This window comes from Albibacterium bauzanense, assembly GCF_004339765.1.
GTDB lineage: Bacteria > Bacteroidota > Bacteroidia > Sphingobacteriales > Sphingobacteriaceae > Albibacterium > Albibacterium bauzanense.
In genome coordinates, this window is the sequence record NZ_SMGO01000002.1 from 356,544 (window position 1) to 369,378 (window position 12,835).

The 12,835-nt window shown below is 36.4% G+C and carries 12 protein-coding genes; 3 read left to right on the forward strand and 9 right to left on the reverse strand.

Annotated elements, in window-relative coordinates; translation table 11 throughout:
- Positions 1-178: 178 nt before the first annotated feature.
- The 5 genes from C8N28_RS07405 to C8N28_RS07425 all read right to left on the reverse strand — a co-directional run bounded on the left by C8N28_RS07405 (position 179) and on the right by C8N28_RS07425 (position 2,976).
- The gene (locus C8N28_RS07405) at positions 179-754 is read right to left on the reverse strand and encodes a DUF4256 domain-containing protein (protein WP_132223179.1); all 576 of its coding nucleotides are present in this window, start codon (positions 752-754) and stop codon (positions 179-181) included.
- A gap of 3 nt (positions 755-757) precedes the next feature.
- Complete coding sequence (locus C8N28_RS07410; protein ID WP_132223182.1) at positions 758-1,141, reverse strand: DoxX family protein; 384 nt, start codon at positions 1,139-1,141, stop codon at positions 758-760.
- 6 nt (positions 1,142-1,147) lie between these two features.
- Positions 1,148-1,615: an SRPBCC family protein gene (locus tag C8N28_RS07415; RefSeq protein ID WP_132223185.1), complete on the reverse strand. Its 468-nt coding sequence runs from the start codon at positions 1,613-1,615 to the stop codon at positions 1,148-1,150.
- Between the two features lie 6 nt (positions 1,616-1,621).
- Complete coding sequence (locus C8N28_RS07420; RefSeq protein ID WP_132223188.1) at positions 1,622-1,945, reverse strand: ArsR/SmtB family transcription factor; 324 nt, start codon at positions 1,943-1,945, stop codon at positions 1,622-1,624.
- Positions 1,946-2,076: 131 nt separating this feature from the next.
- On the reverse strand, positions 2,077-2,976 hold the full coding sequence (locus C8N28_RS07425; RefSeq protein WP_132223191.1) for a 3-keto-disaccharide hydrolase: 900 nt from the start codon (positions 2,974-2,976) through the stop codon (positions 2,077-2,079).
- Between the two features lie 197 nt (positions 2,977-3,173).
- On the opposite strand from C8N28_RS07425, the gene C8N28_RS07430 reads away from it, so the two are divergent.
- Positions 3,174-4,079, forward strand: a complete 906-nt coding sequence (locus tag C8N28_RS07430; RefSeq protein WP_132223194.1) for a class I SAM-dependent methyltransferase — start codon at positions 3,174-3,176, stop codon at positions 4,077-4,079.
- 21 nt (positions 4,080-4,100) lie between these two features.
- On the opposite strand, the gene C8N28_RS07435 is transcribed toward C8N28_RS07430, so the two are convergent.
- Complete coding sequence (locus tag C8N28_RS07435) at positions 4,101-4,991, reverse strand: glycerophosphodiester phosphodiesterase family protein (protein WP_132223197.1); 891 nt, start codon at positions 4,989-4,991, stop codon at positions 4,101-4,103.
- Between the two features lie 148 nt (positions 4,992-5,139).
- On the opposite strand from C8N28_RS07435, the gene C8N28_RS07440 reads away from it, so the two are divergent.
- Entirely contained in the window at positions 5,140-7,356 is a 2,217-nt protein-coding gene (locus C8N28_RS07440) for a DUF4954 family protein (RefSeq protein WP_132223200.1), read from the forward strand.
- 88 nt (positions 7,357-7,444) lie between these two features.
- Here C8N28_RS07440 and C8N28_RS07445 read toward each other — a convergent pair whose 3' ends face one another.
- The gene (locus C8N28_RS07445) at positions 7,445-9,937 is read right to left on the reverse strand and encodes a TonB-dependent receptor (RefSeq protein WP_132223203.1); all 2,493 of its coding nucleotides are present in this window, start codon (positions 9,935-9,937) and stop codon (positions 7,445-7,447) included.
- A gap of 212 nt (positions 9,938-10,149) precedes the next feature.
- Between C8N28_RS07445 and C8N28_RS07450 the strand changes: the two genes are divergently transcribed.
- Entirely contained in the window at positions 10,150-11,283 is a 1,134-nt protein-coding gene (locus C8N28_RS07450) for a lactonase family protein (protein ID WP_132223206.1), read from the forward strand.
- A gap of 11 nt (positions 11,284-11,294) precedes the next feature.
- On the opposite strand, the gene xseB is transcribed toward C8N28_RS07450, so the two are convergent.
- On the reverse strand, positions 11,295-11,489 hold the full coding sequence (gene xseB / locus C8N28_RS07455; RefSeq protein ID WP_132223209.1) for an exodeoxyribonuclease VII small subunit: 195 nt from the start codon (positions 11,487-11,489) through the stop codon (positions 11,295-11,297).
- Entirely contained in the window at positions 11,482-12,750 is a 1,269-nt protein-coding gene (gene xseA, locus C8N28_RS07460) for an exodeoxyribonuclease VII large subunit (RefSeq protein WP_132223212.1), read from the reverse strand. Before xseA ends, xseB begins: the two co-directional genes overlap by 8 nt.
- Positions 12,751-12,835 lie beyond the last annotated feature (85 nt).

Genomic DNA, 12,835 nt, shown 5'->3' on the forward strand with positions numbered 1-12,835 from the left:
ACTGCTTGAGGACTGTTCAACCACTGTTTGACCACTGTTTAACCACTGTTCTTTATAAACAAGATTTTAATTAGCTTCTTAAGAGGGTTTTCCCTGTGGGCTATCCTGTTTAAATACACTATAAAGCTATTTCAGTAAAAGATACTTTACTGATTTTGAAGATTCATTTATAAGAAGTTCAGACTCTAAGTACACCCCGAAATCCTCTGGCAGCATAATATGAATCTGCACCATTATGGTATAAGAATACCATATCATAGCGGCGATCACAAAAGAAAGCACCTCCGCGTTTCCTGATATCAGCAGGAGTTTTCACCCAGCTTGATGTTTTAAGGTCAAATTTTCCTAGTTGCTGCAACTCCCGATATTGCTCTTCCGTTAAAAGCTCAATACCCATATCGGCTGCCATATCCATCGCAGTATTTTCCGGTTTATGGGCTTTCCTTGCCTCCAGAGCCTCACGATCGTAACAAATACTTCTGCGCCCTTTAGGGCTTTCCGGTGAACAATCATAAAAAATGTACTCATCTGACTTTTTATCATAACCAACCACATCTGGTTCGCCGCCAGTTATTTCCATATCATCAAGTGACCATAACTTTTCTGGATTGGCTTCTAGCTTCGCCTGTACTTTCGCCCATTCTAAACCTTTGTGGCGGTTTGTATTTTTCTCAAAACGAGCTTTTAATATTGCCAATAGTTCTTCGCGTTGTTCTGATGACAGTTCCTTTTTATTACTAGTTCTATTGCTCATAATTTATAGTTTAGCTGAAATAGTTTTTCGATCTGCAGGCCTGAAATACCAAGATACAAAAATCAGGATTAATAATAATATTGGTCCAAAAAAATCTTTGGCATCATCTCCCTGAACTAAATGAGAAATAACAGCACCCGACATGGCAAAGAAAAAACCAGCATAAGCCCACTCCTTGAGTAAAGGAAATTTGGGGATAAGTACTGCTATTACGCCCAATATTTTCCACACACCCAATATGGTTAACAAATAACCGGGATATCCCAGATTTGTCATCATATCTACTTCTTCTTTCATTTTAAGCAGCTGCACTATTCCTGTTGACAGCATTCCTAATGCAAGCCAGATTGTTGCAATCCAATAGATGATTTTATTCTTTCTTGACATCGTATATTATTTTAGCTTACCAACAATTTCCTGCAAACGATTATGTGCCATATTAATACCTTTTGCGAAAGGCAATTTCAACAGCTGATCTCTAAGTTCAACTGATTTAAATACACTCTGCATGGTAAGCTTGCTGGTACTATCTGTAAGTTTCTCAAATTCTAAGAACTCAAGCTGAACAGAAAAAGGCGTATTCTCCATTTCAAACGTCCGTGTTATTTTTTGATTCGGAACAAACTCAGGAATTACTCCATTGGCACGAAAAACCACGTTCCCTTGTGCATCGCTTGTTTCAAATTGATAAATCCCGTGCTTTTTATTTTCAAGTTTCAGCACTTTCGTTCCCATCCATTGTTCAATAATTCCAGGCTCTGTATATGCTTTAAAAAGCAATTCTAATGGCAAATCAAACTCCCTGGTTATTACTAATTCTTGTTTGCCATTTTCTGCATTGACTTCTGTTTTCCGTTCCATATTATTCTATTTTTTTGATTGGTATTCTTTCATTATGGTTTCCAATTTGTTAAATCTATCATCCCACATTTTGCGGAATGGTTCAATAAAATCAGCTACTTCTTTTATCCTTTCCGGATTTAAGTGATAATAAACTTCTCTACCCTTCTGCTCTTGCTCAAGTAATTCGCATTCAGTAAGTATCTGCAAATGTTTCGAGACAGTTGGCCTTGCTGTATCAAAGTTTGAAGCTATTGCACCTGCTGTCATCGATTGGGAAGCAACCAATACGAGTATAGCTCTCCTCGTGGGGTCGGCTATGGCTTGATATACATCTCGTCTTAAATTCATTACGTAGCTATTTGACTACAAATATAAATGTAGCCACTCAACTACGCAAATATTTATGTATTTTTTTTACCTCAACAAAAAAGCCCTGTAAGAATTATCTTACAGGGCTTTCGCTTTTAAACTATCGTTGTTTAAAGAAACTTGATTTTTGGATCCTTAAATTGAATCTGCATTCCAGCACCAGCATGTTGTTGGAGTGCCACAATACCATTTTTCAATGCGCCAGGATTTTCATCAATCATTTCAGTGAAAACATGTCCGTTAATTTTCACAGTTATATGAGAGCCTTGGGCAATGATAACAAGCTCATTAAATTCCTGACCTACAGGTTTAAGATAACTAGCTAGCTGCTCTGAAGTTTCAGCCAATGGTGTAGCTTTTCCTTCACCTCCATCAGCCGGATAAGTTACTTTAAATCCCCGGGGAGAGATGTGTGGTCCCTGAACATCTTTAGTTCTCCGGCCTGATAAAGCTGATTCATCATAAATACCACCTGTGTAATTATTCTGAGGGTCCATATCAGCCTGATAGCCGGCAATATGTTTAGTAGAATCTACGTTCATTACTCCCCGAACCTGAACTCCGGAGTTACCACCATTTGATAGCCACCGATATTGCACATGAATTTCAACATTTGCATATTTCTCAGGGTTTTTCTGTGAATCCATCCAAACTAAATTGGATTGAATGTTATCACCTGGCCCCGGTCCTTCAACACATTCAATTACACCGTCCTTTACTGACCAAAATCTGGGAAGCGCATCCCATCCTTTCAGGTTTTTACCATTAAACATAGAGATGAATCCATCTTTATCTTCCTTTAATTTTTTCATCTCCTTACCTAATCCGGGCGACTTACTAGGGCGTATAAAAACCCTTGCAGAATCAAGGTTAACACGCCTAGGCCGTTGTGTTTGAGATTGTGTATTAGATTGTGCGCTTGGTTGTTGCGCAAATGATGGAATACTTACGATTGCCAATGCGGCAACAATAAACATTCGCATCAATGTTTTGAAATTTGTACTTGTCATTTTTTATAATTTAGGTTAATTTAATTCAATTTATAATGAATTTATCAAAGCAGCATCCTGTGCTTTCAGGTATACACCCGTTAAGAGTGAAATGCATATAGCCTCTCAAAACATGAATATTTATGCATTTTTTTAATTGTTATTTTCTATCTTTCACTAAAAGATAATACCAGAAGAGAAAGAAATATTAATCATGAATGCCCGAATTTGAGAAAAGTCATCAAGCCCATTCCTCGTGGTATGATGATAAATACAAAACAGAGGAAGATAAGCTGGAAGCGATAAAGCGCTGGAAAAAGGATCGAAAGAATAACACGGTTAACCATTGGCTCCAGGAGCGCTACATGCAACTTGTAGACTCTTTTATTAGAGATAAACATTCATGGCTTACTGTTGGTGACCCTTATGGATTTGATGCACATTACCTGATCAATAAAAAACAGGATGTGGTAGCTTCTGATATTGCAAATACATTCTTTCCTTTGGTTCAAAAAGATGGAATTATTACGGATTATGCTGTTGAAAATGCCGAAAACCTTTCTTTTCAGGACAATACTTTCGACTATATTCTTTGCAAGGAATCTTATCATCATTTCCCCCGACCGTACCTGGCTGTTTATGAAATGATCCGCGTTGCCAAAGAAGCAGTAATCTTAATCGAGCCGCAAGACCCCGTCACAAAGATGCCATTGCTTTTGGCTTTGTGTAATTTAGCAGATCGGATAAATCCGAAGCTTATACAGAAGGTCTGGAAAAACAGGTATTCTTTTGAAGTAGTAGGAAATTATGTTTTCAAGCTATCTGAAAGGGAAGTAGATAAACTTGCTAATGGAATCGGCCTGCCTGCTGTAGCTTTTAAGGGAATACATAATAACTTTTATGACCCTTCAATTATTGATGAAAAAGCCAATAATTCATCCGCTATTTTCAAAAAAATTAAAAGGAAGCTTAGATTTCGAAATCTGCTAACAAAACTGACAATCATATCACCAGATGTGTTATGCGCTGTTATTTTTAAAACCCAACCTTCCCCTGAACTTATTGAATCCTTAAAAAGTGAAGGATTTACATTTCATGCATTTCCATCGAACCCTTATTTATAGGGTCAATAAAGAATTCAGGCTTTAGTTTCCTAAGGCTTCACTAACCTCTATTGGTAAATCGGTTTCAATAACATCAGCTCCATCCGAAGAAATTTTTCGATAAGCTTCAGCCCTTTCTTCTTTGGTTGTAAGTTTATCATAGGTAGAAGCTGCAGAAATCATGCATTTAACACCTTTAGAATGAAGCAATGTATACATCTTTTGGTTTTCAGATTTAACATTCGGTCCGATGTAAGCCATTATTTGTGTCCATGGAATGCCTGCTTTATCGTAGCGGTCAAACATTTCGGGTGTTAGAATATGGGCTGAAAACATGCTATTTGGATTTTTATCAAGATAAAACCTGGCTTCCTCTGGAGAGTGCACAGTAAGCATCATAAACGCTTCAGCTTTATGCTCTTTTATAATTGCGGCAGTCATTTCAAATGGCACATCCTTTTTATCGAGGTTAAGGATTGTTTTGCCACGTGCCCATTCAATAACTTCTGCTAAAGTTGGTATACCAAATTCAGTTATATTTCCTTGAGGATCTTTCAAACGAAATTTCTTTAATTCCTCCCAGGTATAATCTGACACTTTTCCTGTACCTGTGGTGGTGCGATCCAAGGTTGCATCGTGCATTAAAACAATAACACTGTCTTTCGTTAATCGAGGATCGATTTCATAAAAAGCCGGTGTATTCCTTAATGTATTCTCGAAAGTAGCGATGCTATTTTCAGGAAAGCCTTCAACCATTCCACCTCGATGGCCGCTAATAATAACCGCGTTACCTTCTTTAAATCTAAAAAAATCATGGAGTGCTTTCGTGTTATCTAAACGAATAGCTTTTAAAGAAATATCCTGAGCTTTTGCATATCCATTCATGCAAAGTAAAATAGCTAATGACAAAAAGGAAGATAGAATGCGTTTCATGCTACTAAGATATATTATTATATGAATACTCGCTTTGAGATTATCGATGTTTTTTTCTTTAATCCGTTTTTGTAAATTCGCAAATATTAATGTCTTAATATCCAGATTCAAAAATCCAGTCAAGACAATACCTTATCGCAAACACCAGATGAATCAAATAAAGAAATTACCTCTGACAAACTTAGGATATGGTTTTATATCCAAAAAATATATTCCTAAAGGGAAGGATGAATATCATCTTAGAAATATTCAAAACAGAAGTGGTATTGCTTATCGAAATTTATCTGCATTTGAGATAGAGGTGCTGGTTAAAAATGGAAATACTACTGATAACTGGAATAATATCCTGGTATCAGATGCCTTTAATCCGGAGCTGGTAAAGGCCTGTAAATTCTACGGATTAATCAGAATCGGAAAGCTAGAGCCCTATTTTCTGGAGTATAATGATTTTAGAGTTCCGGTTGGTTTATATAATTCAACGATAATAAGTTCGGACTTCGGTGATAATGTGGCTATTGACCATGTTAATTATATGTCGCATTATATTATCGGTAATGAAGTGGTAATTGTGCAGGTTGATGAAATGAAGACTACAGCCAATGCCAAGTTCGGAAATGGAATTATCAAAGACGGCGAAAGCGAATCGACTAGAATATGGTTGGAGATTTGCAATGAAAACGGGGGAAGAAAGGTAATTCCATTTAATGGAATGCTACCCGGAGATGCATGGATGTGGAGTAAATACAGGGATGATAAAGCGCTGTTAGATAATTTCATAAAATTCACTGAAACTGAATATAAAACTGAACCCGGCTACTATGGTAAAGTGGGTGACAGAACGATTATTAAAAGTACGAATATCCTGAATGATGTATGGATTGGTTCTGATGCGTATATAAAAGGGGCTAATAAATTAAAGAACCTAACCATCAAATCAAGTGCAGAAGGAAGAACGCAAATTGGCGAAGGTTGTGAGCTTGTAAATGGTATTATCGATTTTGGCTGTCGTATTTTCTATGGTGTAAAGGCCGTTCGTTTTGTAATAGCATCTAACTCTCAATTAAAATACGGAGCGCGTTTAATTAACTCTTATTTGGGAAGTAATACAACAATCTCTTGCTGTGAGGTATTAAATTCCTTGATTTTTTCTGCTCATGAACAGCATCATAATAACTCCTTTCTATGTGCGGCTTTAATTCTTGGTCAAAGTAATATTCCTGCAGGTGCTACCATTGGCTCCAATCATAATTCAAGAGGGGCGGATGGAGAAGTTATTGCCGGCCGGGGTTTCTGGCCAGGATTATGTGTAAGTATGAAACATAATTCGAAGTTCGCTAATTTCACTATTTTAGCTAAAGGCGATTATGATTATGAACTCAATATTCCTATTCCCTTCTCTCTGATCAGTATTGATGAAGAGCATAATTCATTGATAGTGATGCCTGGATATTGGTTTATGTATAATATGTATGCTCTTCAGAGAAATACGTTTAAATACAAGGACAGGGATAAAAGATATGAGAAGATACAACATATTGAATACGATTATTTAGCCCCCGATACCATTAATGAGATGTTTTCATCAATCTCTCTGTTTGAAACACTGGTTGGTAAAGCTTATAATGAGAAATTCGATAAAGACTCTATTTTAACGGAAGAAGAATATGCTGCTATTGGCAAGAAGTTACTGACTGAAAAAAATGAGGTCATTAATGATTTGGAAATAACAGCTCCTAACCTTGAGAATGCAAAGCGGAAGGTCAAAATCATTAAAATTCAACGGGCTTATGATCTGTTTCACTCGATGATACGCTTTTACGGAATTACGCATTTAATGGCTCATGCAACTCAACATAATGAGTTTTCAATGAAAAAGCTGGTTGCTGATCTATCTCGCAAAAGACTGGAAAGAACAGAATGGCTTAATGTAGGTGGACAATTGATTCCAGAAGAAGATGTGCTTGAGCTAAGAAAGAGCATTCGTTCTAATGAAATAAAATCATGGGATGCTATTCATGAATACTACGTTGAAGAGGGTGAAAGGTATGAAGAAAAGAAAACCCTGCATGCCATTACTGCCTTGTTAGAAATAGAAGAAATTACTATTTCTAAAGTCAATAAGAAGCTTTTCACTGAATGGGTCAAAGAAATAAAAAACACTAAGCAATGGATGGTGGATTCTATCGAGTCTTCGCGCAAGAAGGATTATACCAATCCTTTCCGTAAAATGATGTATGATACGCAAGAGGAACTGGATGAGGTTTTAGGGAAATTCGATGATAATGTATTTATAAAAGATCAAAAAGCAGAACTTAAGGTGTTCAATAAGAACTTGAATTCTTTTGCCAAGAAAATAGATAATTAACCTTAACGCTTTCAACTTATTATATCAAAAAAGAACCGCATTAGCTTTCTCTAAGCTAATGCGGTTCTTTTTTGATGCTTACTTATAATTAAAACTTATAAGCCAGGCTTGCTACCATGCTTCTAGGTTTCTGAGGATTAGCAGTTGTATATCCAATCCAATATTTTTGATTGCTTATATTATCTACTTTAATACTCAATCTAACTTTTTGATAATCATAAAAAGCTGAAGCATTGAATACTGTATAGGCTGGTAAAGTAAACTCGCCGTAATAAACACTATTAAGGATTTTGTTATCGCTTGCATAGTTTCCACCAACACCAACACCCAGGCCTTTTACTATATTTTCAGGGAAATGATAGCTTATCCAAAGATTTACCTGATAAGGAGAAGAAGCTGTAGTTGGGCGGCGTCCGATTACATCAGCATCTGACTTTTCGAATTTAGAGTCATTGTAAGAGAAACCGGCTATAACATTTAGTCCTTTATAAGGGTTAGCGATTAAGTCTAACTCAATTCCTTTGCTTCGTTGACTTCCATCTTGCACCTGGGCAGATAATTGTGCTGCGTCAGGATTTGGATCTGTACGTAAAATATTATCAACTAAAATATTATAATAGCTGATCGTTGTTGACAACCTGCCTTGCCATGCATTTATTTTTACCCCTCCCTCAATTTGGTTAGCATGCTCTAGATCAGCTATTTTTTGAGTAAGATTATTGGGCGCAGTAACATCATAGGCCAGGTAAGTTCCCTTATTAGTAAAGCTATTTTGGTAGTTTGCAAAAAGAGAAACTCTGTCTTTAACGGGTTGGAAAACGACACCAAATTTAGGAGAAAGCGCGTTTTGTGAATATCCTTCAAATGCATCAGATCCAGTAAGACCGCCTTCATTATCAAATTTATCAGCTCTTAAAGCTGCCAATACGCTGAAATTATCCGTAATATCTAATACATCAGATACGAATGCACTGTAGGTTTTTGTTTTACTAATATCAGGCCATGTAAAATCTATATCACCTTCTGCATACATTTGACCTAAATTTTTGCCATTAAATGAACTGTAATCAAAGTTTGGATCATTCAATGGTACAGTATCATACTCGCTTCCAAAGAAATTTATATTCGAATTGGTAGAATAGAAATCCAGACCTAAAACAATTCGGTTTCTTAAGTTGCCGATCATAAAGTCGCCATTAAAGTTTTGTTGAACTTCAAACGCAGTTACTTTACTATCTTTTGTTGACTGATCTGCTCGCGTCATATAATTACTCATACCTACATCTGCAGGATCTTGAGTAACGATATAATTGGGCACTAAGTAGAAATAAGAACCAAATCCATCTGAATAGCTATGGCTAGATGAAAAATTTGTTGATGAGGTAAAGCTATCTGAGATCTTATAATTTATCTGACCATAAAAGTTAGTGCTTCTTGATTTTTGTTCAAGCCCATTACCCATATAAGATTCTTTATAATCCAGGTTTAAATCTTTCGCATTATGAATTCCTAATTCATCTGCCGGGAAGTAAAAGAATAGCATTTGTTTACCTGTACTTTTAACACTCGATAATTCAGCATCCAAACTAATTGATAAACGGTCTGTAGGTTGGTATAATAAGCTGGGAGCTGCTGCAAAACTTCTTTGAAAACCAACATTTTGGAAACTACCTTCATAATTATAGGCTGTATTCAAACGAAACAATAGTTTTCCATCTTTCGTTAAAGGTGCATTTACATCTGCACTTACTCTATGGAACTCATCAGTACCGCTGGCAAAAGATATTTCTGACTGAAACTGCTCGAAAGGTTTTTTAGTTACCCGATTAATTGCCCCACCATAAGATGTGAGTGAACTGCCAAATAAAGTAGCAGAAGGACCTTTAATTACTTCCAATCGTTCTAGATTTATTGCATCGACAGTACTGGTTACTTTACCTAAAAGACCATTTCTAAGTGAACCTTGCGCAATAAAACCACGTGTACCATAATAGCTTCCACCATCACCACTTCTTCCGGTTGCTTCCCACATTTTCTGAATACCAGGTGCATTTCTAATAGCATCATCTACTGAAAATATTAACTGTTCTGTTATAAGCTCTTTTGGAACTGTGTTATAAACCTGTGGATTCTCAAGGTTTAGAAGTGGCATTTTAGAAACATAATCACTCTGCTTTTTAGAGAACCTGTTGGTATTTCCCTGGATTACCACTTCATTAAGGGATTGTGTTGCCTTATCTAATTGAAGATCAATCGTAGTAGTTTCTCCTGCATTAACTCTAACATTTTGTTTAGATGCGGTATATCCTATGCCGCTTGCAGTAATTGTATAACTTCCAGCAGAAAGATTTTTGATTTCAAACTGTCCTTCGCTATTTGTGATTGTACCCGTCTGGGTTTCTTCTAGCTTTATACTGATGCGGGTTAATGGTTCGTTTAACTCCGAAACAATCGTTCCTGAAATAGAACCAGGTCTTTGCGTACGATCGTTATCTGTCGTTTGTGCTTTTAAAAGACCTGAAAATAAAATGATTGTTATCGTACTGAGTAGAACCTTGACTTTAAAGTTTAGTATAGTCATGTGTGTAGTCTATAATGATTATAAATAAGATGTCGGCAAATGTAGAAAACGTATTATACATTTGCAATACTTATTTAAACTAATTCTAAACAATATGTTTAAAGCCTTATTATAGGCATAGAAGGGCTATTTTTGGAAAGATCTCTTAATAGAACACATGTATCTGTGTTTAATATTATATTTGATTAAACGTTTGACCTTAATTATCAAATATGAAAACTCTTAAAACATCCTTGTTGCTCTGTTGCCTATGTGTATTTTGTACCAGTAAGGCTCAAGATAAATTCGATCTGTTGATTGGCACTTATACAAGCGGAACATCTACAAGTGAAGGTATTTATGTTTACACATTTGATAGTAAAACCGGAGAGTTAGAATATAAGAATGAAGTTAAGGGTATTGATAATCCATCTTATTTAACGATCTCTCCTGATCATAAAAATGTATATGCTATTTCTGAATCCGGAGGTGAGCGGGTAGGTATGGTTTATGCCTACGGTTATGATTCCTCGACAGGAAAGCTAACCTTCAAAAATAAAGAATCAGCAGGTGGCCTGGGTCCTTGCTATGTTTCGGTCGATAAAACGGGCAGCTACGTTTTCACTGCTAATTATGCTAGTGGAAGTTTAGCGGCTGTTCCTATACTTCAGGATGGTTCTTTAGGGTCTTCTATTCAAGAGATCTATAATAAAGGGAATGTAATAAATGGTAAGGAAGGGCCATCGCGCATGCATTCTGCCGTGATTTCACCAGATAACAACTATTTATTTGCGCCGAATCTTGGTATAGACAAGATTGGAGTCTATCTTTTTGATTCAAAAGCGAGTTCAAACCCTTTAACTCCTGCAGAACCTGAATTTATCAATTTAGCATCAGGAAGCGGTCCCCGACATTTCGTATTTCATCCTAATGGAAAGTATGCTTACGTTATTCAAGAACTGGATGGTGGAATTACCCGCTTCGATTACCAAAATGGAAAGCTAAGTCCAAAACAAACAGTATCAATTTTACCGGCAGGTTTTGAAGGAAAGTTCGGAGCTGCGGATATTCATATTTCTCCCGACGGCAGGTTTCTTTATGGGTCTAATAGAATTGATATTAATGAGATAGTTATTTACAGCATTGATCAGAATACAGGAATGCTAACATTTGTCAGCAGACAATCTTCTTTGGGTAGAATACCGAGAAACTTTACAATTGACCCAACAGGCAATTTTCTTTTAGCAGCAAATCAGGATACGGACAATATTATCGTATTTAGACGCGACCAAATGACAGGGCTCTTAACTCCAACAGATATAAGTCTTAAAATTGGCCGTCCGGTATGTTTAAAGTTTGTCTATTAGTAATAGATTATTTATTCTTCCATAGATTCAATAACCTTATTGACTTCCTCTTCTGTGGCAGTTAATTTCTTTTTGCAGAGTTCTATCAATAAAGCAGCGCGTTTTACTTTGGCAGCTAATTCATCAACTGTAATTTCTCCTTGCTCGAGATCTAAAATCAGGGTTTTAAGTTCTTCAAAAGCATCGTTATAGGTAATCTTATCCATCGTTATTCTTTTTAACTGTTTTTATTGTACTCCTTACTTCACCATCATAAAACTGGGTGATTAATTCTTCTTCCTCGTCAATATCATTGATATCTTTAATCAATTTCCCGTTTTGATAACTAAGACTGAAGCCTCGCTTCAATATATTGTTAGGATGCAAAAGATTTACTTGCCTTTCAATAGATTTTAACGCATTTCCTTCAATATTTAACTGCTGCTTAGCTAATATTTTAATAGAATTTTTAAGCATGGTAATTTCTGAAGTTTGTGTCCGTAAAGCGTTTTGCGATGCCAGTTGAAATTGCCGGCTAAGCTGATATACCTCTCGTTTTTTTTCTTGGATTAGAGACGGAACCTTTCTGATTAAAAATTCTTCTGCTTCTAAAACCGGGACAGCAAATTGGTGAAACCGCTGTATAAGAAAGTCGGCTAATTCACTTGGAGTGATCGCATTCTTAAATGCCACCATCTCACTTACCGTTTCGTTGGTAGCATGGCCTATACCGGTTAAAATGGGTAATGGGAACTGAGCTAACTCACGCGCTAAGGGATAATTGTTATAACAGGTTAGTCCGATATCGCCTCCTCCTCCACGAATTAATGCGACAGCATCAAAATTAAGATAGTTATCCTTAATATATTTCAACTGAGAAAGAATGGAGGCAGGGGCTTTATCTCCTTGAAGAAGAGCAGGGAACAATTGATATTCAAACTTATAGTTCCAAACATTATTATCAATTATTTTAAGGAAATCGGCTAAACCCTTGCTTGTTTCTACAGAAATGATCGCCAATCTCTTAGGCAATAGTGGAAAAGTGAGCTTTTTATTTGAATCAAAGATCTCTTCTTTTACTAAACGGTTAATCGATTCTTGCTTTTCTCTTGTGAGCTCTCCCAAGGAGAAAGAAGGATCAATATCCAGAACTCTTAGACTTACACCATACACAGCATCAAATGTTATGCTTACGAGCATTAACACAGTTATTCCATCTTTCAAAGGCTCCTGAAGAACGTCTATAAAGCGTTGGTTGATGAATTGATAATCGCCCTTCCATAGAACCGAACGCATTTCTGCAATGATTTTACCATCGCTCTTTTCCACCAGATCCGGATAACAATGCCCTGAATGTGAATAGAGATTAAGCTTATTCATTTCGGCTTTTACCCAGAAACTACTCTTGTATCTATCAGACAAAGTTTTCTTAATACTTCCTGCTACTTGGGAAAGGGTAAATATTTTCTTTGCCGAAGGGTCTGACATACTCAAATTTATAACTCTTGATTCAAATATACGATATATTCATTAGGGCTCTACAAAATCAAAACAGCATGAAAGCAAGGATTAG

Coding starts and splice junctions, on each gene's coding strand:
- C8N28_RS07425 (WP_132223191.1), bottom strand. CDS start 2,976: ATGACAAGTACAAATTTCAAAACATTGATGCGAATGTTTATTGTTGCC.
- C8N28_RS07430 (WP_132223194.1), top strand. CDS start 3,174: ATGCCCGAATTTGAGAAAAGTCATCAAGCCCATTCCTCGTGGTATGAT.
- C8N28_RS07415 (WP_132223185.1), bottom strand. CDS start 1,615: ATGGAACGGAAAACAGAAGTCAATGCAGAAAATGGCAAACAAGAATTA.
- xseB (WP_132223209.1), bottom strand. CDS start 11,489: ATGGATAAGATTACCTATAACGATGCTTTTGAAGAACTTAAAACCCTG.
- C8N28_RS07405 (WP_132223179.1), bottom strand. CDS start 754: ATGAGCAATAGAACTAGTAATAAAAAGGAACTGTCATCAGAACAACGC.
- C8N28_RS07445 (WP_132223203.1), bottom strand. CDS start 9,937: ATGACTATACTAAACTTTAAAGTCAAGGTTCTACTCAGTACGATAACA.
- C8N28_RS07435 (WP_132223197.1), bottom strand. CDS start 4,991: ATGAAACGCATTCTATCTTCCTTTTTGTCATTAGCTATTTTACTTTGC.
- xseA (WP_132223212.1), bottom strand. CDS start 12,750: ATGTCAGACCCTTCGGCAAAGAAAATATTTACCCTTTCCCAAGTAGCA.
- C8N28_RS07410 (WP_132223182.1), bottom strand. CDS start 1,141: ATGTCAAGAAAGAATAAAATCATCTATTGGATTGCAACAATCTGGCTT.
- C8N28_RS07450 (WP_132223206.1), top strand. CDS start 10,150: ATGAAAACTCTTAAAACATCCTTGTTGCTCTGTTGCCTATGTGTATTT.
- C8N28_RS07420 (WP_132223188.1), bottom strand. CDS start 1,945: ATGAATTTAAGACGAGATGTATATCAAGCCATAGCCGACCCCACGAGG.
- C8N28_RS07440 (WP_132223200.1), top strand. CDS start 5,140: ATGAATCAAATAAAGAAATTACCTCTGACAAACTTAGGATATGGTTTT.